Consider the following 18,025-nt stretch of genomic DNA (forward strand, 5'->3'; position numbering starts at 1 on the left):
TGCGGTCGCCCCGTGCCACTGACTCCCCGCGCCAGAGCGCCAGGGACCTCAGACCGAGCGGAACACCAGGAACGAGTGCGGCGGCACGGTCACGGACGCGCCGGCCGGCAGGGGCTCCACCGACGTGGGCGTGCCGTCCGGGGTGCCGGAGGTCAGCTCCGGGACGAACGTCGTGTCGCCCAGCCAGGTGGGCAGCTCCACGTCCACGTCGCCCGCCCCGGAGTGCAGCACCAGCAGCACCGACGACGCCGAGCGCACGCGGACCACGAGCGTCTCCTTGTGGTGGCCCCAGTCCTCCGCGCCGAGTTCACGGGCGGTCTCGGAGAGCCACACGATGTCCGGCACCTCGCCCTCGGGCAGGTCGGAGTGGCCGTAGAAGAAGTCGTCGCGGCGCAGTTCCGGCACCGACCGGCGCAGCGCGAACACCTTGCCCACGAAGTCGACGAGGGGACCGGCCGCGTCCCACGAGCGCCACGACGTCTCGTCGTCGAGGCAGTAGGCGTTGTTGTTGCCGTGCTGGGTGTGCCCCAGCTCGTCGCCGCCGAGCAGCATCGGGGTGCCGGCGGAGAGGCCGAGGGTGGCCAGCAGGTTCCGGGTCTGCCGCTCCCGCAGCGCCACGACGTCCGGGTCGTCCGACGGACCCTCCACGCCGCCGTTCCAGGAGCGGTTGTCGTCGGTGCCGTCGCGGTTGTCCTCGCCGTTGGCCTCGTTATGCTTGTGGTCGTAGGAGACGAGGTCGCGCAGGGTGAACCCGTCGTGGGCGGTCACGAAGTTCACCGACGCCGCCGGCCCGCGCCGCGGCCAGTAGATGTCCGACGAGCCCGCGAGGCGCGTGACGATCTCCGACACCGCGCCGTGGCGGCGCCAGAAGTCGCGCACGCCGTCGCGGTAGCGGCCGTTCCACTCCGCCCACCCCGCGCCGAAGCCGCCGACCTGGTAGCCCTCGCCCGTCGCGTCCCACGGCTCGGCGATCAGCTTCACCTGCGACACCACGTCGTCGGAGGCCAGGGCCTCCAGCAGCGGCGCGTCGCGGGAGAACCCCGACCCGCCCGGGCGCCCCATGGTCGACGCCAGGTCGAACCGGAACCCGTCCACGCCCATCTCGGTCACCCAGTACCGCAGGCAGTCGAGGACCAGCGCGCTCACGAGCGGCGAGCCGGCGTCGAAGGTGTTGCCGCAGCCGGTGAAGTCGACGTCGCGACCGGTCGGGGAGAGCTGGTACCACGACGGCGCGTCCAGCCCGCGCCACGACAGCGACGGCCCGCCGACCCCGCCCTCGCAGGAGTGGTTGAACACGACGTCGAGCACGACCTCGAGGCCCGCGGCGTGCAGGGCGTCGACCATCGCCCGGAACTCGGGGATCTCCTGGCCCCGCACGGAGGCGTAGCGCGGCTCCGGGGCGAGGTAGGCCAGCGTCGAGTAGCCCCAGTGGTTGTGCGCGCCCCGCACCATGAGCGACGGCTCGGGGGCGTTCGCGAACACCGGCAGCAGCTCGACGGTGGTCACGCCCAGCCGCGTCAGGTGCTCCAGCACGGCGGGGTGCGCCACGCCGGCGAACGTCCCGCGCTGGGCCGCGGGGACCTCCGGGTGCCGCATCGTGAGGTCCCGCACGTGCGTCTCGTAGACCACCGTGTCCCGCCACGGGACGCGCGGTCGCTCCGTCCCGACGGCGGGTGCGGGTCCGGGGACCAGCGCGAAGGGCACCGAGCCGGCCGAGTCGACCGACGACGCCGTGCCGAAGGGGTCGTCGTCGACGTGCGCGAGGGCCGCCGGGAGCGAGGTGAACGCGCCGTCGACGCGGCGCGCCCACGGGTCCACGAGCAGCTTCGCGGGATTGGTGCGCACGCCGGTCGCGGGCGACCACGGGCCGTGCACCCGCAGGCCGTAGCCGGTGCCGGCCGCGACGTCCGGGACCTGCCCGCGCCACCAGCCCTCGGCGTCGGGAACGAGTTCCACCCGCCGTCCGGCGTCCCAGGACCCCTCCAGCAGGCACACCTCGACGGCCTCGGCGGTCGTCGTCGCGGGCACGGCGACCGACAGCACCCCGTCCTCGCCGAGGTGGACGCCGCGCCGTTCGGTGCCCGTGTGGCTGATGGTGCGCATGACGGGAGATGGTGCCGGATCCGACCCGTCCCCTCCCATGATCGCGCCGACCGGATCGGAGAGGATGAACACTGTGACCGCTGAGCCTCTCCCGCCGGCCGACGACCGCCCGCACGACGACGAGATCGTCCGCATGCGCGGCGTGGCGGTGCGCCGCGGCGGGAACACGCTGGTCACGGGCATCGACTGGACCGTCGAGCTGGACGAGCGATGGGTCGTGATCGGCCCGAACGGCGCCGGGAAGACGACGCTGCTGCGCCTGGCCGCCGCGGAGATGCACCCGACGACGGGCCTGGTGGACCTGCTCGGCGAGCGCATGGGCCGGGTCAACGTGTTCGAGCTGCGCGAGCGGATCGGGCTCGCCTCGGCCGCGCTCGGCGGGCGGGTGCCGGGCGACGAGCTGGTGCTCGACGTCGTGCGCTCCGCGGGCTACGGCGTGCTGGGCACCTGGCGCGAGACGTACGACGCCGTCGACGACGGTCGCGCGGAGGCGATGCTCGAGGTGCTCGGCGCGGCGCCGCTGGCGGGCCGGGCGTTCGGCACCCTGTCCTCGGGCGAGCGCCAGCGCACCCTGCTCGCGCGGGCCCTCATGACCGACCCGGAGCTGCTGCTGCTCGACGAGCCGGCCTCCGGGCTGGACCTCGGCGGCCGCGAGGACCTGGTGGCCGGGCTGACCGCGCTCGCCGCCGACCCGGACGGCCCGACCATGGTGATGGTCACCCACCACGTGGAGGAGATCCCGCCGGGCTTCACGCACGGGATGCTGCTGCGCGAGGGTGGGATCGTCGCGCAGGGGCTGCTGGACGACGTGATGACCTCGGAGAACCTCTCGGCCGCGTTCGACCAGCCGCTGGAGCTGCTGAGCCGGCGGGGTCGGTTCACCGCGTACCGCCGCTAGGGTCGCGGCGATCAACCAGAAGGAGCAGAAGTGACGGAGTTCGTGCGCCTCGAGGTCGAGGGCGGCATCGGCACCATCCGCCTCGACCGTCCGCCGATGAACGCGGTGAACCGCCAGGTCAACATCGAGCTGGCCGCCACGGCCAAGGAGGCGGCCGACCGCGAGGACGTGCGCGCGGTCGTCGTCTACGGCGGGGAGAAGACCCTCGCGGCCGGCGCCGACGTCAAGGAGATGGCCGACCTCACCTACGCCCAGATGGCCGCGCGGTCCCGCGAGCTCTCGCACGGCTTCGGCGCGGTGTCGGAGATCCCCAAGCCGACGGTGTGCGCGCTGACCGGCTACGCGCTCGGTGGCGGCTTCGAGATCGCGCTGTCCTGCGACCGCCGCATCGCGGGCGACAACGCGACGGTCGGCCTGCCGGAGATCCTGCTCGGCATCATCCCGGGCGGCGGCGGCACGCAGCGGCTCGCGCGCCTGGTCGGCCCGGCCAAGGCCAAGGACCTGATCTTCTCCGGGCGCTTCGTGAAGATGCCCGAGGCGCTGGAGCTGGGCATCGTCGACGAGGTCGTCGCCCCGGACGAGGTCTACACCCGCGCCCGCGCGTGGGCCGAGCAGTTCGCGAACGGCCCGACCCGCGCCCTCGCGGCGGCCAAGAACGCGATCGACCGCGGCCTCGGCATGGACCTGCGCGACGGCCTGGACTTCGAGTCCGAGGTGTTCGCCGCGCTGTTCGGCACCGAGGACCAGGTCATCGGCATGCGCAGCTTCGTCGAGAACGGGCCCGGCAAGGCCCAGTTCCTGGGCCGGTGAGCGTGGCCCCCACCCAGGCCGAGGTCGACGCGGCCTTCGACGACCCCAAGCTCGCCAACGTCCTCTACCACGACTGGGAGGCGGGGACGTACGACGAGAAGTGGTCGATCTCGTACGACGAGCGCTGCATCTCCTTCGCGGTCGGACGCTTCCGGGCCGTCTCGCCGGGTGACGAGACCTACGAGCACGCGCTCGAGATCGGGTCGGGCACCGGCTTCTTCCTGCTCAACCTCATGCAGGGCGGGATCGCGAGGAAGGGCACGGTCACCGACCTGTCCCCGGGCATGGTCGAGGTGGCCGTGCGCAACGCCGAGGGTCTCGGGCTCGACGTCGACGGCAAGGTCGCCGACGCCGAGACGATCCCGATGCCCGACGCCTCGGTCGACCTCGTCGTCGGGCACGCGGTGCTGCACCACATCCCCGACCTCGACCAGGCGTTCCGCGAGATCCTCCGGGTGCTCAGGCCCGGCGGGCGGTTCGTGTTCGCGGGGGAGCCGACGCGGATCGGCGACCTCTACGCGCGCAAGCTCGGCCAGGCCACCTGGTGGGCGACCACGAACCTGACGAAGCTCGGCCCGCTGCGGTCGTGGCGGCGCCCGCAGGCGGAGCTCGACGAGTCGTCGCGTGCGGCGGCGCTCGAGGCGGTCGTCGACCAGCACGTCTTCGACCCCGAGCGGCTGGAGCGGTTCGCGCTCGGTGCCGGGGCGGTCGACGTCCGTTGCGTCACCGAGGAGTTCGCGGCGGCGCTGTTCGGCTGGCCGGTGCGGACCTTCGAGGCCGCCGTCCCGCCGGAGAAGCTCGGCTTCCCGTGGGCGATGTTCGCCTACCGGTCCTGGCAGCGGCTCTCCTGGCTCGACGAGCACGTGCTCGCGCGGGTCGTCCCGCGCGGGCTGTTCTACAACGCGCTGGTCACCGGGGTGAAGCCGCCGGCTCCGGTCGAGCTGTAGGTGTTCGCGTTCTCGGTGCCCGACGTCGCCTTCCTGACGTCGGGTGCCGGGCACGCGGCGCTGTCGTCGTTCGTCCCGACCGGCGACCCGCTGCGCGACGCGGCCGCCGCCCGGCGCCTCGTGGGGGAGGAGCACGGGGCGGCGCTGCTGGAGACGGCCCTGCTGCGGTCTCGCGCGCGCGGTCGCTTCCCGGACGGCTGGCTCTGGACCGCGGACGCGCTCGAACAAGCCACCGCGGTGCCGGTCGCGCAGCACCGGGCGCAGCGGATCGCGGCCGTGGCGGCCGGGCGAGTGGTGCACGACGTGACCTGCTCGGTGGGCGTCGAGGTCGCGGCGCTGTCGGCGGTGCTGGACCGCGTCGTCGGCTCCGACCTCGACCCGGTGCGCCTCGCGATGGCACGCGCGAACGTGCCGGGCGCCCGGCTGGCGCGGGCGGACGCCCTCGTGCCGGTGACACGGGGGTCGGTGGTCGTCGCGGACCCGGCGCGGCGGACGTCGAGCGGCCGCCGGGTGCGCCGGCCGGACGAGATGACCCCGCCGCTCGCCGCCCTGCCGGGACCCGACCTGGTCGTGTCCACGGCGCCCGGCCTCGACTTCGCGCTCGTCCCGTGGGCGCGCGAGGTGGAGCTCGTGTCGCTGGACGGGCGCGTGCGGGAGGCGGCGCTCTGGTCCGCCGGGCTCGTTCCCGACGACGGGCCGCGGCGCCGCGCCACGGTGCTGCGCCCGGCAGGCGACGGCTTCCAGGTGACCGATCTCGACGACGACACGTGCCCGGTCACCGACGTCGACGAGTGGCTCGTCGACCCCGACGGCGCCGTCGTCCGGGCCGGGCTGGTCCGCCAGTTCGCCGCCCGGCACGGCCTCGCCCAGCTCGACCCGCACCTGGCCTACCTGACCGGACCCCACCCGCCGTCGGGACGGGCCTTCCGCGTGCTGGAGCACGGGCCGTTCAGCGAGAAGACGCTCCGGCAGACCCTGCGCCGCCGCGAGGTGGGGCGGGTCGAGATCCTGGTGCGGGGCGTCGACGTCGAGCCGGACCGGTTGCGGCCGCGGCTGAAGCTCGCCGGGCCGGGAGCGGCGACCGTCGTGCTCGCGCGGGTGGGCCGGGGCGCGCGGGCCTACGTGTGCGAGACCAGCCCGGCCACGCCCCGCACGACGAGGTAGACCCCGACCACGGTGAGGGCCGCGATGACCAGGGTGCGACGGTGCCGCACCCCGAAGGCGCGGACGGCCTCGGTGATCCGCTGCGCCTGCGTGGGCCGGAGCAGGACGATCGCGAGCGCGGCGGCGGGCAGCGCGAAGCGCAGCAGGTTGTAGACGAGGACCTGGAGCACCGCCTCCGTCGGCCCCGGCTCGGTCTCGAGGATCGCGACGAGCGCGGCGAGGTAGTAGAGGCCGGGGAGGTTGGTCGCGACCCCGGCCGCGGCGGCGACCGGCACCGTCGGCGTGCGCAGGCGTTCGGTCAGCGCCCCGAACCGGCCCGGCCCGGCGTCGGGGGCCCGCCCGAAGCGACCCGTGGCGTAGCCGACGGCGTAGACCAGCGCGGCGACGCCGAGCAGGACGTCGACGACGTCGCGCCCCGCGCCGGACTCGGAGGTGTTCGCCGTCGCCCCGAAGACCAGGACGGCGCCGATCCCGACCGGCAGGCTCACCGCGAGCCCGCCGACGAGGTAGGCCGTGACGAGCCGGGCGGGCGAGCGGGTGAGCAGGAACCCGGAGACCAGCGCGAGCGGCGTCGCGCGGACGGCGCTGAGCAGCCCGAGGACGATCGCCTCGGGACTCATGTGGCTCCGCCAGGTGAGCAGTAAAGGTCGCTATAACGACCCTTTCTGCTCACGAGCGCTTCGCGCACAACCGCCGCCGCAGCTCCGCCCGGACGAACGTCGCGTCCGCGTCGAGGGCCACGTCGACGGGGCGGCCGAGCACGACCGCCTCGGCGCCGCGCATGTCGCCGATCGTCGCGCCCCGTCCGGGACCGGACGACGTGTCGACGTCGACGGGCATCGGCATCGTCCGCGCCGACCCCGGCCGGATCGCCTCGAGCACCGCGACGGCGTCGTGCACCGCGATCGCGGGCGTGCCGAAGCGGGCGGAGTAGGCCGCGAGGTACGCCTCGCGGGTCGAGGACAGCGCGGCGCCGATCGGGGACTCCCGCGCCAGGTCGTCGAGCCAGTCCGCGGAGAGGGTGATGCGCATCGTGAGGTCGAGCGGGACGAGCGTCGTCGGGACGACCGAGCCGGCCAGCACCCGCCGCGCCGCCTCCGGGTCGCCCCACACGTTGAACTCGGCGGCCGCGGTGACATTCCCGCCGTAGCCGATCGAGCCGCCCATCAGGACGAAGCGGCCGATCCGCTCCTCCAGGTCGGGCCGGGCGGAGAGCAGCGTCGCGACGTTCGTGTACGGCCCGATCGCGGCGATCGTGACGGGCTCGGTGGCCTGCTCGAGCACCGACGCCATGAGGGCCACGGCCCGCAGCGGCGACTCGTCGACGGGTGGGCCGAAGTCCAGCGACCGGCCGCCCAGCCCGTCACCGCCGTGGACGTCGTCGGCGCGGCCGTCGAGCAGGTGCACCAGCGGGCGGTCGGCGCCGCGGCCCACCGGCACGTCGGGACGCCCGAACGTGCCCAGCAGCCGCCGGGCGTTCTCCGTGGTCTGCTCGACGGGCACGTTGCCGTGCACCGAGGTCACGGCGAGCAGCTCGACCTCGGGGGCGAGGCAGGCCACGGCCAGGGCGAACGCGTCGTCGACGCCGGGGTCCGTGTCGATGATCAGCGGGGTCATGCGTGGGCCTCCATGAAGGCGTGGAGCTCGTCGAGCGTGGGGATCGCGGGCTGGGCGCCCGCGCGGGTGGCGGTCAGGGCCCCGACGAAGCACGCGCGCCGCACCCCGGCGTCGTCGGGACCTCCCTCGGCCAGGGACACGGCGAGCGCGGCGGTGAACGCGTCGCCGGCGGCGGTGCCGTCGACCGCGTCGACCGTGGGCGGCTCCGCCCGCGCGGTGACGCGGCCGTGGCGGTACAGCGTGGCCCCGGCCGCCCCGTGGGTGACGACGACGGCGGGCAGGGCGTCCAGGTCGGCCGTGCGGCCGAGGATCGCGTGCTCGTCGTCGTTGACCGACAGCAGGTCGACGGTCCGCAGCACGGCCTCGTCGACGGCGCGGGCGGGCGCGGCGTTGAGCACGGTGAACGCGGGGGCGGCCATGGCGGCGGCGACGGCCTCGTCGGGGACCTCGAGCACGGTCATGACGACGTCGGTGGGGATGTCCCGCCGCCACCGCACGTGGGCGTTCGCGCCCGGGTCGATGACGATCGTGGTGTCGCCGTGGTCGTCGACCTGGATCATCGCGGTGCCGGTCGGGGCGTCGGCGACGGTCGCCACCGCGGAGAGCTCCACGTTCCCGGCCCGCAGCAGCGCGAGCGCCTCGTCGGCGAGCGGGTCCGTGCCCACGGCCCCCACCAGGCGCACCGTCGCGCCGAGCCGCGCGCACGCCAGCGCCTGGTTGGCGCCCTTGCCACCGGGGTGGCGGGTGACGCCGCGGCTGGTCAGCGTCTCGCCGGGGGAGGGCAGGCGTTCCAGGCGCGCGACCAGGTCGAGATTCACGCTGCCGACGACGGTCACCGAGGTCACCGGCACATCCTCGCCGTACCCTCTCGCGGGTGGGCAGTTGGGCGACCCGGAAGGATCCGGACCAGGCACGCCTCGTCTCCGCGGCGACGCTGCGCTGGATCGTGCGGCACCGCGCGTGGACCCCGTGGTACCTGGTGCGGTACTGGCGGATTCTCAAGGTGCGGCTCCGGCAGCCGCACATCGTGCTGCGCGGCATGGTCTTCCTGGGCAAGGACGTCGTGCTCGAGTGCCGGCCGGGACTGGGGCGCCTGGAGATCGGACGGTTCACGCACATCGGGGACCGGACGAAGATCCGTTGCCACGAGGGGTCGCTGCGGATCGGCGACAAGGCCGTGTTCGGCGCCGACAACACGATCAACGCCTACCTCGACGTCGAGTTCGGCGACGCCACGCTGCTCGCCGACTGGATCTACGTCTGCGACTTCGACCACCGCTACGAGGACGTCCACCGTCCGATCAAGGACCAGGGGATCGTCAAGACGCCGGTGCGGGTCGGGCCGGAGACCTGGGTCGGCACGAAGGTGACGATCCTGCGCGGGACGACCGTCGGCCGCGGCTGCGTGCTCGGCGCGCACGCCGTGGTGAAGGGGATCGTGCCCGACCACGCGGTGGCCGTCGGGGCGCCGGCGCGGGTCGTCCGGGACCGGATCGCCGACTACGAGGCGGCCGCCGCCGAGCGGGCCGCGCTCGCCGACATCGCCCGCAAGACCGCCCGCGCCGTCGCGGAGGCGGCCCGGGAGTGAGAGCCGGCCGGGTCTTCCCGAGGAGCCGCGCGACGTGATCGCTGAGCGACCACGTCGCTCGGCTCGAGGAGATCGTCGGATCTCGCGCGGCCTCAGGTCCGGCCGAAGACGTTCCCGCCGGGAATCTTGGGACGGCCGAGTTCGACGTCCTCCCGACGCCGGGTGGCGCGGTAGAGCGCGGCGGTGTCGGCGGCGATCTTCGGCCAGGCGAAGTCGGTGTCGAGGCGCTCGCGGGCCGTGGCGGCCCGGCGTCGGGACGCCTCCGGATCGTCGAGCGCGGCGACGACGGCGGCCGCGCAGCCCGCGACGTCGCCCGGGTCGAACGACAGCCCGGTGACCCCGTCGAGCACCACCTCCCCGAGCCCGCCGGCCCTCGACGCCACCAGCGGCGCGCCCGCGGCGGCGGCCTCCAGCGCGACGATGCCGAACGGCTCGTAGCGCGACGGCAGGACGACGGCGGACGCCGAGCCGAGCAGCCGGGTGAGCGTCGCGTCGTCGACGTGGCCGAGCATGACGACGGCCCGCCGGACCCGGGCCTCCCGGGCGCGCGCGGCGAGCCACGCGGCGTGGGAACCGGAGCCGGCGATCATCAGCCGTGTCCCGGGGTGGGCGCGCCGGATCGCGGGGAGCGCGGCGATCACGTCCTGGATGCCCTTCTCCCACTCCAGGCGGCCGAAGGTGACCAGGGTGGGAGCGCCGCGACGATGTGGATTCTCTGCCACTGGATGCCAGCAACGACGCTTTCCTGCCACCGGGGTAGGGACCACCGGAGGTGCCCACCCCGACGCGTCGATCCCGTTGTGCAGCACGGTGATCCCGGCCGGGTCCACGTCGAACAGGTCGGCGACCTCGGTCCGCATCGCGTGCGAGCACGTCACCACGGCGTCGGCCGCGTTCGCGAGCCACCACTCGACGCTGTGGATCTGCTGGTTGAGCGGCTGCGAGAGCCACCCGCCGTGCCGGCCCGCCTCGGTCGCGTGGATCGTCGCGACCAGCGGCACGTCGGCGAGCTCCCGCAGCGTGATCGCGGCGTGCGCCACGAGCCAGTCGTGGGCGTGCACCACGTCCGGGCGCCAGTCCCGGACCAGCCCCGTCGCCCCGCGGACCAGGGCGTGGTTCATCGCGAGCGTCCAGGCGACGAGGTCGCGGACGAACTCGAGGTGCGGCGGATCCTCCGCGACCCGCAGGACCCGGACGCCGTCGACGACGGTGTCGGTCGTGGGATGGGTCGAGGCGTCGGTGCCGGTGGGCCGGCGGGTCAGCACGACGACGTCGTGGCCCTGCACGGCGAGGTGCGTCGCGAGCGCCCCGACGTGGCGCCCGAGCCCGCCGACCACCACCGGCGGGTACTCCCAGGAGACGAGCAGGATCCTCATGCGTGGACCAGCTCGCGGGAGCGGGCGTGCACCAGGTGCCGCGCGTCGAGGTGCCCGAACAGGTCGTCCTGCGCGGCGAACGCGGCGGCCCGCCGTGCGGCCTCCGCGTGCCGGCCCGCGGGCAGCAGGTCGGTCAGCTCCCGGACCCGGTCGCGGTGCTCCGCGGCGCGGCGCCGCGCGTAGTGGGCCGCCGAGTCCTTCGTGACCATGAACGCCCAGTCGCTCGAGAGCGCCAGCGCGGCCTGCACGGCGAGCGCGTCCAGGGTGGCGTCGCGGCCGGTCGTCCGCGGCACACCGTCGACGGCGGCGAGGAGGCGGGTCGCGACATCGGTGTTGTCGGCGACCATGTCGCGGACCGCGGCGCCGTCCCACACCCGCCAGTCCTTGCCCGATCCCCACGACGACGGCGGGAGCACCACCGGCTCCTCGACGTGCCCGGCCTCGACCGCCCCGCGCAGCGTCGTCACCCGGACCCCGGCCTCCGGCAGCAGCGTCAGCACCTGCTCCAGCCACGCCGGGCCCTCGTGCCACCAGTGCCCGAAGAGCTCCGTGTCGTACGCCGCGACGACGAGGCCGGGCCGGCCCCGGCGGTCCGCCAGCTCGCGCAGCCGCGCCACCACGGTCGCGACGAAGTCCTGCGCGTCCCGCCCGACGGCGAGCGCGGCCCGGTCGGGCTCGTACGGCGCCTTCTCGGTGACCCGGCGCCCCGTCACGCGGAACGGCTTGAAGCCCGAGGCGTGGTCGAAGGCGTGGAAGTCCCGGTAGTCCGGGCCCCCGGGATAGCCCGCGCGCGGCGACCAGACCCGGTAGGTGACCTCCAGGTCGCGGCCGAACGCGACGACGTCCGACCCGTCGACCGGGTGCGCCGCCGCGGTGTCGCCGTGCAGGGCGGGGCCGTCGACGAGGAAGCGGCGCACCCCGGCCGCCGCGTACTCCCGCTCCATGCCCGGCGCGTAGCCGCACTCCGGCGCCCAGATGCCCTCCGGGCGCGCGCCGAGCCGGCGGGTGGTGTCGCGCAGCCCGCCGTCGAGCAGGAAGCGGCGGACCCGGCCGGGCAGCAGCGGGCCGAACGGGTGCGTGACCGGACCGCCGAGGAGTTCGACGACCCCCGAGTCGGCGAGGCCCCGGAACACGGGGGAGCCGCCGTGGCGCCAGGTGCGCTCGAAGGTCTCCAGCGCCGCCGCCGCGGCGCGGTGCTCGCGGACCGCGACCTCCGGCAGCCGCCGGTGCGTGGTGTGGGCGCGGAGCTGCCAGTCGGCGAGCCAGGCGTGCATCGCGCGCAGCGTGTAGGGGTGGTCGAGCTGGGCGGCGAGCACCGGCGTGACGCCGAGGGTGAGCACGTCGCTCCTGCCCCGCTCGGCGAGGCGGTGCAGCACGTCGACCACGGGCAGGTAGGAGTGCGCCCACGCCTGGTACAGCCAGTCCTCGCCGACCGGCCACGACCCGTGCCGGGCGAGCCAGGGCAGGTGGGAGTGCAGGACCAGGCAGAACGTGCCCTCCATCGGCCTCCTTCGCACCGGGACCCGCAGGTTACCGATCGGTAGACGGAGATCGGCCGCGGGTGCCGACGGTACGGTCCGGACGCGGCGGTCGAGCCGGTGGCCGCCCCCGGTGGAGGCGCGCCATGAAGAAGATCGCCGAACTGCTCGTCTGTTTCCTGCACCCGGTCGCCGTGGTGCTCGTGTGGCTGAACCTCCTGGTCCGCCCCGAGCTCAGCGGCACCGCGAAGATCGTGTGGGGCGTGCTCGCGCTCGTCCCGGTGGTGCCGTTCGTCTACGTGCTCACCGGCGGCGAGCTGTGGGAGGGGAAGCCGAAGCCGCAACGGCGGTGACGACGAGGTCCAGCGAGGCGTCGACGTCGTCGGCGCGCAGGTCGAACTCGTCGACCGTCACCGCGGTCACGTCGTCGAGCAGCGCCGCGGGCCACGCCTCGCCCGACAGGGCCAGCGCGATCTGGGCGTCGACGATCGAGCCGCCGTGCCGCGCGTCCCGCTCGCGCAGCCCCGCGCCGTGGTGGAGCCCGCGCACGTCGACGCGGGAGAACCCGGCGTCGGGAAGCATCGCCGTCAGGTCCTCCGCCGCGAGCTCGCGGGTGTGGAAGGGGTTGAGCGGGCGGTCGTCGAGGGCGTGGCCGGGGGAGAAGGTGAGGCGGTTGGGCGTGGAGCAGTGCAGCCGGCCGCCGGGCCGCAGGACGCGGGCACACTCGCGCAGGAACCCCGGCTGGTCCCACAGGTGCTCGATGACCTGGAGGTTCACGACGACGTCGACCGAGGCGTCCGGCAGCGGGAGGCGCTGCAGGTCGGCGCGGACCACGTCCAGCCCGTACCGCCGGCGGACGTGGTCCGCCGTCGCCTTCTCCAGTTCCAGCCCGAGCACGCGGTCCGCCACGCCCGCGAGCAGCGCTGCTCCGTATCCCTCGCCGACCCCGGCCTCGAGCATCACCGCGTCCCGGCAGTCGTCGCGCAGGGCGAGGTAGACCGCCTCGTGGCGGCGGAACCAGTAGTTCTCCGCCGGGATCCCCGGCACGGTGCGCTCGCCGGTCAGCGGCAGCGTGTCCTCCACCGCGCGATCCTCGCACCCGCCGAACACTGAGCTCTTGCGCTCAGTATTGCGACACGCAACACTGAGCTGCATGGCTCAGTATCAGGCGGTGCTCGACGGGGTGTTCGTCGCGTTGGGCGACAGCACCCGCCGGGCAGTGATCACCCGGCTGGGCCGTGGTCCGGCCTCGGTCAGCGAACTCGCCCGCGAGTTCCCGATGGCCCTCCCGTCCTTCATGAAGCACATCCGCACGCTGGAGGCGAACGGCCTCGTCCGGACCTCGAAGTCGGGGCGGGTCCGGACCTGCGAGCTCGATCGCGCCCGCCTCACCGTCGTGGAGAGCTGGCTCGACGAGCAGCGGCGGACGTGGGAGGGGCGCACCGACCGTCTCGAGCAGTTCGTCACCGATCCCGAGGAGAACCTGTGAACCCCGATCTCGATCTCGTCCTGGAGCGGATCATCCGGGCGCCGCGAGCGACCGTGTGGCACGCCTGGACCGACCCCTCGGCCTTCGCGCGGTGGTGGCTCCCCGCCCCCACCCGCTGCCGCGTCGACCGGTTGGAGGTGCGGCCGGGCGGGGCGATGGTGACGAGCATGAGCGAGGACGGCGATACGTTCGTCCCGCACTCCGACGCCTGCTTCCTGGTGGTCGACGAGCTCGAGCGTCTCGTGTTCACGAACGCCATCGACAGCGGCTGGCGGCCCGCCCTGCCCGCACCGGTGCCGATGACCGCGGAGATCACGTTCGGCGACCACCCGGAGGGCACGGCGTACCGGGCCGTCGTCCGCCACGCGGACCCGGTCGATCGCGCCCGGCACGAGGAGCTCGGCTTCGCGGAGGGCTGGGGGAGCGTCGCGGCCCAGCTGGCCGCCGTCGCCGAGGGGGCGGTGCCGGCCGTCTGACGCCGCCGGGGGCCGACGTCCTGCGGGTGAGTTAGGTTGGGCTCACCTCAGACGAGTCCTCGGGGGAGGTTCCGTGACCACGCTCGCCGATCGGTCGGCGGGGACACGTGTCCCTCGAACCCGGCGGCCGACACTCGTCGTCGGGATCGCACTGGTGGCCCTCGTCGTCGCCGCCGTGCTCTCGATCATGGTCGGCGCCGCCCTGCTGAGCCCCGCCCAGGTGTGGGCCGGGCTGACCGGCACCGGCGTCGACCAGTCGGTGGCGATCGTGCAGGACCTGCGGGTGCCGCGGACGCTGCTCGGGGCGCTCGTCGGGATCGCGCTCGGCGTGGCCGGGGCGCTCATGCAGGGCCACACGCGCAACCCGCTCGCCGACCCGGGCCTGCTCGGGGTGAGCGCCGGCGCGGGCTTCCTGCTCGTGGTGGCCATCCAGTTCCTCGGCATCACCGGCCTGTACGGGACGGTGTGGTTCGGCTTCGCCGGCGCGGCGCTCGCGAGCGTGCTGGTGTTCGCGCTGGCCTCGCTGGGCGGCAGCCGCGCCGGGGGACCGACCCCGGTGACGTTGGCCCTGGCCGGTGTCGCCGTGAGCGAGCTGCTCATCGCGGTGACGTCCGCGCTCGTCCTGCGGGACACCGCCTCGCTCGACGCCTACCGCTTCTGGTCCGCCGGCGCCCTCGACGACAAGGACTCGGCGGCCTCGCTGCAGATCGCCCCGTTCATCCTCGCCGGGCTGGTCCTCGCGGCGGCCAACGCGCCGGGCCTCAACGTGCTCGCCCTGGGCGAGGACACCGCCCGCGGGCTCGGCCACCACGTCGGCCGCGCCCGCGCGCTCGGCATCGCCGCGATCACCCTGCTGGCCGGGTCCGCGGTCGCGGTGGCCGGGCCGATCTCGTTCGTCGGGCTCGTCGCCCCGCACATCGCCCGCTTCTTCACGGGCCCCGACCACCGCTGGCTGCTGCCCGTCGCCGGCCTCGGCGGCGCGACCCTGGTGCTGGTGGCCGACGTCGTCGGGCGGCTCGTGGTGCGGCCGGGGGAGCTGCAGGTCGGGATCGTCCTGGCGGTGGTCGGGGCGCCGTTCTTCATCGCGCTCGTGCGCCGGCGGAAGTTGGCGCGGCTGTGACACCACCCCTCACGACGACGGCGCGGCGCCGGTTCCGCGCCGGGCCCGTCACCGGCGTGTGGCGCCCGCGTGCGGTGCTGGTCGCCGTCGTCGCGGCCGTGCTGCTCGTGCTGGTCTGCGCGGTCAACCTGGGCCGCGGCGACTTCCCGATCCCGGTCGTCGAGGTGATCCGCATCCTGCTCGGCGGCGGCGACTCGGCCGACGCGTACATCGTCACCGAGCTGCGCCTGCCGCGGACGTTGACCGGCGTGTTCGTCGGCGCCGCGCTCGGGCTCTCCGGGGCGTTGACGCAGGCCGTCGTCCGGAACCCGCTGGCCAGCCCGGACATCCTCGGCGTCACCGACGGCGCGAGCCTCTTCGCCGTCGCGTCGGTGGTGCTCGCCGGCGGGGCGGGCGTGTCGGGGCTCGCGGTGTCGCCGGTCGGGACCCCGATCGCGGCCCTCGCGGGCGGGCTGGTGGCCGCCGCGCTGGTCTACGCCCTGGCCTACCGCAAGGGGCTCGACGGCTTCCGCCTCCTCCTCGTCGGGATCGGCATCAGCTCGGCCGCGGTGTCGCTGACGACCTACCTGCTGGTCTCGGCGAACGTCCAGCAGGCGGGCCAGGTGCTGACCTGGCTGCGCGGCTCGCTGGCCAGCCGCTCGTGGGAGAACGTGGTGCCCGCGGGCGTCGTCGTGGCGATCGGGCTGCCGCTCGCGATCGGGCTGGCGTTCCGGCTCTCCGCGCTGGAGCTGGGCGACGAGTCGGCGCGCGGGCTCGGGGTGCGGGTGGACCGTGCGCGGGCCGGGGTGGTCGGCGTGGCCGTGGTGCTCGCGGCCGTGGCGACGGCCTGCGCGGGCCCGATCCGGTTCGTCGCGCTCGTCGTCCCGCAGATCCTGCTGCGCCTCTCCGGCGGTTCCCGGCCCCCGCTCGTCGGCTCCGCCCTCGGGGGCGCGCTGCTGGTGGTGGCCGCCGACCTGGTCGCGCGGACCGTGCTCGGCGAGGCGGTCCCCGTCGGCGTGGTGACGGTCGTCGTCGGTGCGCCCTACCTGATCTACCTGCTCGTGCGTCGGACCCGGAGGAGGACCGTGTGAGTACGGACCTGACCACACCCGCCGTCGGGAGGACGACGCGGACGCGGCTGCGCACCGAGGGCCTGCAGGTCGGCTACGACGACCGGCTCGTCGTCGGGGCCGACGGCGGGCTGGACCTCGACGTCGTCGAGGGCACCGTCACGGCGGTGATCGGCCCGAACGGCTGCGGCAAGTCGACGCTGCTGCGGGCGATGGCGCGCCTGCTCGCGCCGCGGCACGGCCACGTGCTGCTCGACGGCGAGCGGATCGACCGGATGCCGTCGAAGCAGGTCGCGACGGTGCTCGGGGTGCTGCCGCAGGACCCGGTGGCGCCGGAGGGGCTCGTCGTCGCCGACCTCGTCGCCCGCGGGCGGCATCCCCACCAGCGGTGGTTCCGGCAGTGGAGCCCCGACGACGAGGTCGTGGTCGCCGAGGCGCTGGCGTGGACCGGGACCTCCGAGTTCGCCGACCGCCCGCTCGAGACGCTCTCCGGTGGACAGCGCCAGCGGGTGTGGATCTCGATGGCGCTCGCGCAGGGCACCGACGTCCTGCTGCTCGACGAGCCGACGACCTTCCTCGACCTCGCCCACCAGGTCGACGTGCTGGACCTGGTGGAGCGGCTGCACCGCGAGCGGGGCCGGACCGTCGTCATGGTGCTGCACGACCTGAACCTCGCCGCCCGCTACGCCGACCGGCTCGTGGCGATGCGCGACGGGCGGATCGCGTGCTCGGGCGCCCCGGCGGACGTGCTCACCGAGGAGACGATGCGCGAGGTGTTCGGTCTCGAGGCGAAGGTCGTCACCGACCCCGTCTCCGGCACCCCGCTGGTGCTGCCGATCGGTCGCCGACACCGCGAGCGTGACGATCCGGACAGTTGACCTTCGCTGACGATTAGGTAAGCCTTACCTCCGACTTCCATCGCCGTCCGTCCGGAGCCGCATCCATGAGTCCCCGCCGGCGCCCCTTCGTGGCGCTCCTCCTCGGCCTCGTCGCCGCCCTCGTGCTGTCCGCCTGTGGCGGCGGCTCGGAGTCGGGCACGGCCGCGTCGTCGGCCCCGGCCGCGCCCGGCTTCCCGGTGACGATCAACCACAAGTTCGGGCAGACCACGATCCCGAACAAGCCCGTCCGGGTCGTCACCGTGGGCTACAACGACGTCGACTTCGCGCTGGCCCTCGGCGTCGTGCCGGTCGGCGAGCGCCAGTTCCTCGGCTCCTTCGACGCCGCCAACCGCCCGTGGGCCCAGCAGGCGCTCGGCGGCCAGCGGCCCGAGCTCGTCGGCGGCAACCAGATCGACGTGGAGAAGGTCGCGTCGCTGCGCCCCGACCTCATCCTCGGCGTCTACTCCTACATGGAGCGCGCCGACTACGACGCCCTCTCGCGCATCGCGCCGACGATCGCCGACCCGCAGGACGGCGTGGCCGTGCCGTGGCAGGAGCAGACCCGGATCACCGGTCAGGCCCTCGGCGAGACCGCGCGGGCCGACCAGGTCATCGCGGGCGTCGAGCAGAAGTTCACCGACGCGAAGAACGCGAACCCGCAGTTCGCCGGGAAGACCGTCGCCGTCGACCTCACCGCGAACGGCTCGACCAACTCGCTGGGCACCGACGACCTGCGCACCCAGCCGTTCACCGGGCTCGGCATGCAGGTCGCGCCGACCACCCAGGAGCTGTCGTCCGAGCAGCTGGGCGAGCTGAACAAGGACGCGCTGGCCGTGTTCGGCACCGACGAGGCCGGGGCGCGGGCGATCCCGACCTTCAACACGCTGCCGGTCGTGCAGCAGGGCCGGGTCGCGTTCCTCGGCGGCGAGACCTCGATCTTCGCCGGCGCGGTCGGCTTCGGCAGCCCGCTGTCGCTGCCCTACGCGATCGACGCCATGGTGCCGCCGCTGGCGCAGGCCCTGCGCTAGGAAT

General features: G+C 74.6%; 19 protein-coding genes. 12 read left to right on the top strand and 7 right to left on the bottom strand.

What is annotated here, in order from left to right; genetic code table 11:
• Positions 1–48 precede the first annotated feature (48 nt).
• Positions 49–2,103: a glycogen debranching protein GlgX gene (glgX, locus tag LN037_RS19245; protein ID WP_230755582.1), complete on the bottom strand. Its 2,055-nt coding sequence runs from the start codon at positions 2,101–2,103 to the stop codon at positions 49–51.
• Between the two features lie 64 nt (positions 2,104–2,167).
• Here glgX and LN037_RS19250 point away from each other — a divergent pair, with 64 nt between their 5' ends.
• From LN037_RS19250 to LN037_RS19265, 4 genes are read left to right on the top strand one after another with little or no spacing between them, the layout of a single operon-like run.
• Positions 2,168–3,001, top strand: a complete 834-nt coding sequence (locus LN037_RS19250; RefSeq protein WP_230755584.1) for an ABC transporter ATP-binding protein — start codon at positions 2,168–2,170, stop codon at positions 2,999–3,001.
• 30 nt (positions 3,002–3,031) lie between these two features.
• Positions 3,032–3,811 (top strand): enoyl-CoA hydratase/isomerase family protein, encoded by a 780-nt coding sequence (locus LN037_RS19255; RefSeq protein ID WP_230755586.1) that lies wholly within the window; start codon positions 3,032–3,034, stop codon positions 3,809–3,811.
• Positions 3,808–4,758, top strand: a complete 951-nt coding sequence (locus tag LN037_RS19260) for a class I SAM-dependent methyltransferase (RefSeq protein WP_230755588.1) — start codon at positions 3,808–3,810, stop codon at positions 4,756–4,758. Before LN037_RS19255 ends, LN037_RS19260 begins: the two co-directional genes overlap by 4 nt.
• The gene (locus LN037_RS19265; protein ID WP_230755590.1) at positions 4,759–5,922 is read left to right on the top strand and encodes a class I SAM-dependent methyltransferase; all 1,164 of its coding nucleotides are present in this window, start codon (positions 4,759–4,761) and stop codon (positions 5,920–5,922) included. It abuts the gene before it with no gap.
• On the opposite strand, the gene LN037_RS19270 is transcribed toward LN037_RS19265, so the two are convergent.
• The 3 genes from LN037_RS19270 to LN037_RS19280 are packed head-to-tail and all read right to left on the bottom strand — an operon-like array spanning position 5,877 to position 8,384.
• Positions 5,877–6,542, bottom strand: a complete 666-nt coding sequence (locus tag LN037_RS19270) for a GAP family protein (RefSeq protein WP_230755592.1) — start codon at positions 6,540–6,542, stop codon at positions 5,877–5,879. The two genes, LN037_RS19265 and LN037_RS19270, sit on opposite strands and share 46 nt — an antisense overlap.
• A 49-nt stretch (positions 6,543–6,591) precedes the next feature.
• The gene (locus LN037_RS19275; RefSeq protein ID WP_230755595.1) at positions 6,592–7,539 is read right to left on the bottom strand and encodes a nucleoside hydrolase; all 948 of its coding nucleotides are present in this window, start codon (positions 7,537–7,539) and stop codon (positions 6,592–6,594) included.
• Complete coding sequence (locus LN037_RS19280; RefSeq protein ID WP_230755597.1) at positions 7,536–8,384, bottom strand: ribokinase; 849 nt, start codon at positions 8,382–8,384, stop codon at positions 7,536–7,538. The genes LN037_RS19275 and LN037_RS19280 overlap by 4 nt, the downstream gene beginning before the upstream one ends.
• A 29-nt stretch (positions 8,385–8,413) precedes the next feature.
• Between LN037_RS19280 and LN037_RS19285 the strand changes: the two genes are divergently transcribed.
• Positions 8,414–9,127, top strand: coding sequence for an acyltransferase (locus LN037_RS19285; protein ID WP_230755599.1), 714 nt, complete (start codon positions 8,414–8,416; stop codon positions 9,125–9,127).
• 92 nt (positions 9,128–9,219) lie between these two features.
• On the opposite strand, the gene LN037_RS19290 is transcribed toward LN037_RS19285, so the two are convergent.
• Together LN037_RS19290 and LN037_RS19295 are read right to left on the bottom strand one after the other, a co-directional pair.
• Positions 9,220–10,503 carry a glycosyltransferase family 4 protein gene (locus tag LN037_RS19290; protein WP_230755601.1) on the bottom strand — a complete coding sequence of 428 codons (1,284 nt, stop codon included), beginning with the start codon at positions 10,501–10,503 and terminating at the stop codon, positions 9,220–9,222.
• Complete coding sequence (locus LN037_RS19295; protein ID WP_230755604.1) at positions 10,500–12,005, bottom strand: 1,4-alpha-glucan branching protein domain-containing protein; 1,506 nt, start codon at positions 12,003–12,005, stop codon at positions 10,500–10,502. The genes LN037_RS19290 and LN037_RS19295 overlap by 4 nt, the downstream gene beginning before the upstream one ends.
• A gap of 122 nt (positions 12,006–12,127) precedes the next feature.
• On the opposite strand from LN037_RS19295, the gene LN037_RS19300 reads away from it, so the two are divergent.
• The gene (locus LN037_RS19300; RefSeq protein ID WP_230755605.1) at positions 12,128–12,334 is read left to right on the top strand and encodes a hypothetical protein; all 207 of its coding nucleotides are present in this window, start codon (positions 12,128–12,130) and stop codon (positions 12,332–12,334) included.
• On the opposite strand, the gene LN037_RS19305 is transcribed toward LN037_RS19300, so the two are convergent.
• Positions 12,285–13,064, bottom strand: a complete 780-nt coding sequence (locus LN037_RS19305; protein WP_230755607.1) for a class I SAM-dependent methyltransferase — start codon at positions 13,062–13,064, stop codon at positions 12,285–12,287. The two genes, LN037_RS19300 and LN037_RS19305, sit on opposite strands and share 50 nt — an antisense overlap.
• 70 nt (positions 13,065–13,134) lie before the next feature.
• Here LN037_RS19305 and LN037_RS19310 point away from each other — a divergent pair, with 70 nt between their 5' ends.
• The 6 genes from LN037_RS19310 (at position 13,135) to LN037_RS19335 (ending at position 18,021) form a co-directional block, all read left to right on the top strand.
• Complete coding sequence (locus tag LN037_RS19310; protein WP_230755609.1) at positions 13,135–13,470, top strand: ArsR/SmtB family transcription factor; 336 nt, start codon at positions 13,135–13,137, stop codon at positions 13,468–13,470.
• Entirely contained in the window at positions 13,467–13,946 is a 480-nt protein-coding gene (locus LN037_RS19315; RefSeq protein ID WP_230755611.1) for an SRPBCC domain-containing protein, read from the top strand. The genes LN037_RS19310 and LN037_RS19315 overlap by 4 nt, the downstream gene beginning before the upstream one ends.
• A 73-nt stretch (positions 13,947–14,019) precedes the next feature.
• The gene (locus tag LN037_RS19320) at positions 14,020–15,066 is read left to right on the top strand and encodes a FecCD family ABC transporter permease (RefSeq protein WP_230755613.1); all 1,047 of its coding nucleotides are present in this window, start codon (positions 14,020–14,022) and stop codon (positions 15,064–15,066) included.
• Positions 15,063–16,136 (top strand): FecCD family ABC transporter permease, encoded by a 1,074-nt coding sequence (locus LN037_RS19325; protein WP_230755616.1) that lies wholly within the window; start codon positions 15,063–15,065, stop codon positions 16,134–16,136. The genes LN037_RS19320 and LN037_RS19325 overlap by 4 nt, the downstream gene beginning before the upstream one ends.
• Positions 16,133–16,993 (top strand): ABC transporter ATP-binding protein, encoded by an 861-nt coding sequence (locus tag LN037_RS19330; RefSeq protein ID WP_308286162.1) that lies wholly within the window; start codon positions 16,133–16,135, stop codon positions 16,991–16,993. The genes LN037_RS19325 and LN037_RS19330 overlap by 4 nt, the downstream gene beginning before the upstream one ends.
• Positions 16,994–17,058: 65 nt before the next feature.
• On the top strand, positions 17,059–18,021 hold the full coding sequence (locus LN037_RS19335; RefSeq protein WP_230755618.1) for an iron-siderophore ABC transporter substrate-binding protein: 963 nt from the start codon (positions 17,059–17,061) through the stop codon (positions 18,019–18,021).
• The last annotated feature ends 4 nt before the right edge of the window (positions 18,022–18,025 follow it).

Source organism: Actinomycetospora soli (assembly GCF_021026295.1).
Classification (GTDB): Bacteria; Actinomycetota; Actinomycetes; order Mycobacteriales; family Pseudonocardiaceae; genus Actinomycetospora; species Actinomycetospora soli.

What these genes read in the sequence shown, in the direction of transcription:
- LN037_RS19335 (WP_230755618.1), top strand. Translation starts at nt 17,059, where the DNA reads ATGAGTCCCCGCCGGCGCCCCTTCGTGGCGCTCCTCCTCGGCCTCGTC.
- glgX (WP_230755582.1), bottom strand. Translation starts at nt 2,103, where the DNA reads ATGCGCACCATCAGCCACACGGGCACCGAACGGCGCGGCGTCCACCTC.
- LN037_RS19275 (WP_230755595.1), bottom strand. Translation starts at nt 7,539, where the DNA reads ATGACCCCGCTGATCATCGACACGGACCCCGGCGTCGACGACGCGTTC.
- LN037_RS19295 (WP_230755604.1), bottom strand. Translation starts at nt 12,005, where the DNA reads ATGGAGGGCACGTTCTGCCTGGTCCTGCACTCCCACCTGCCCTGGCTC.
- LN037_RS19310 (WP_230755609.1), top strand. Translation starts at nt 13,135, where the DNA reads ATGGCTCAGTATCAGGCGGTGCTCGACGGGGTGTTCGTCGCGTTGGGC.
- LN037_RS19300 (WP_230755605.1), top strand. Translation starts at nt 12,128, where the DNA reads ATGAAGAAGATCGCCGAACTGCTCGTCTGTTTCCTGCACCCGGTCGCC.
- LN037_RS19290 (WP_230755601.1), bottom strand. Translation starts at nt 10,503, where the DNA reads ATGAGGATCCTGCTCGTCTCCTGGGAGTACCCGCCGGTGGTGGTCGGC.
- LN037_RS19250 (WP_230755584.1), top strand. Translation starts at nt 2,168, where the DNA reads ATGAACACTGTGACCGCTGAGCCTCTCCCGCCGGCCGACGACCGCCCG.
- LN037_RS19270 (WP_230755592.1), bottom strand. Translation starts at nt 6,542, where the DNA reads ATGAGTCCCGAGGCGATCGTCCTCGGGCTGCTCAGCGCCGTCCGCGCG.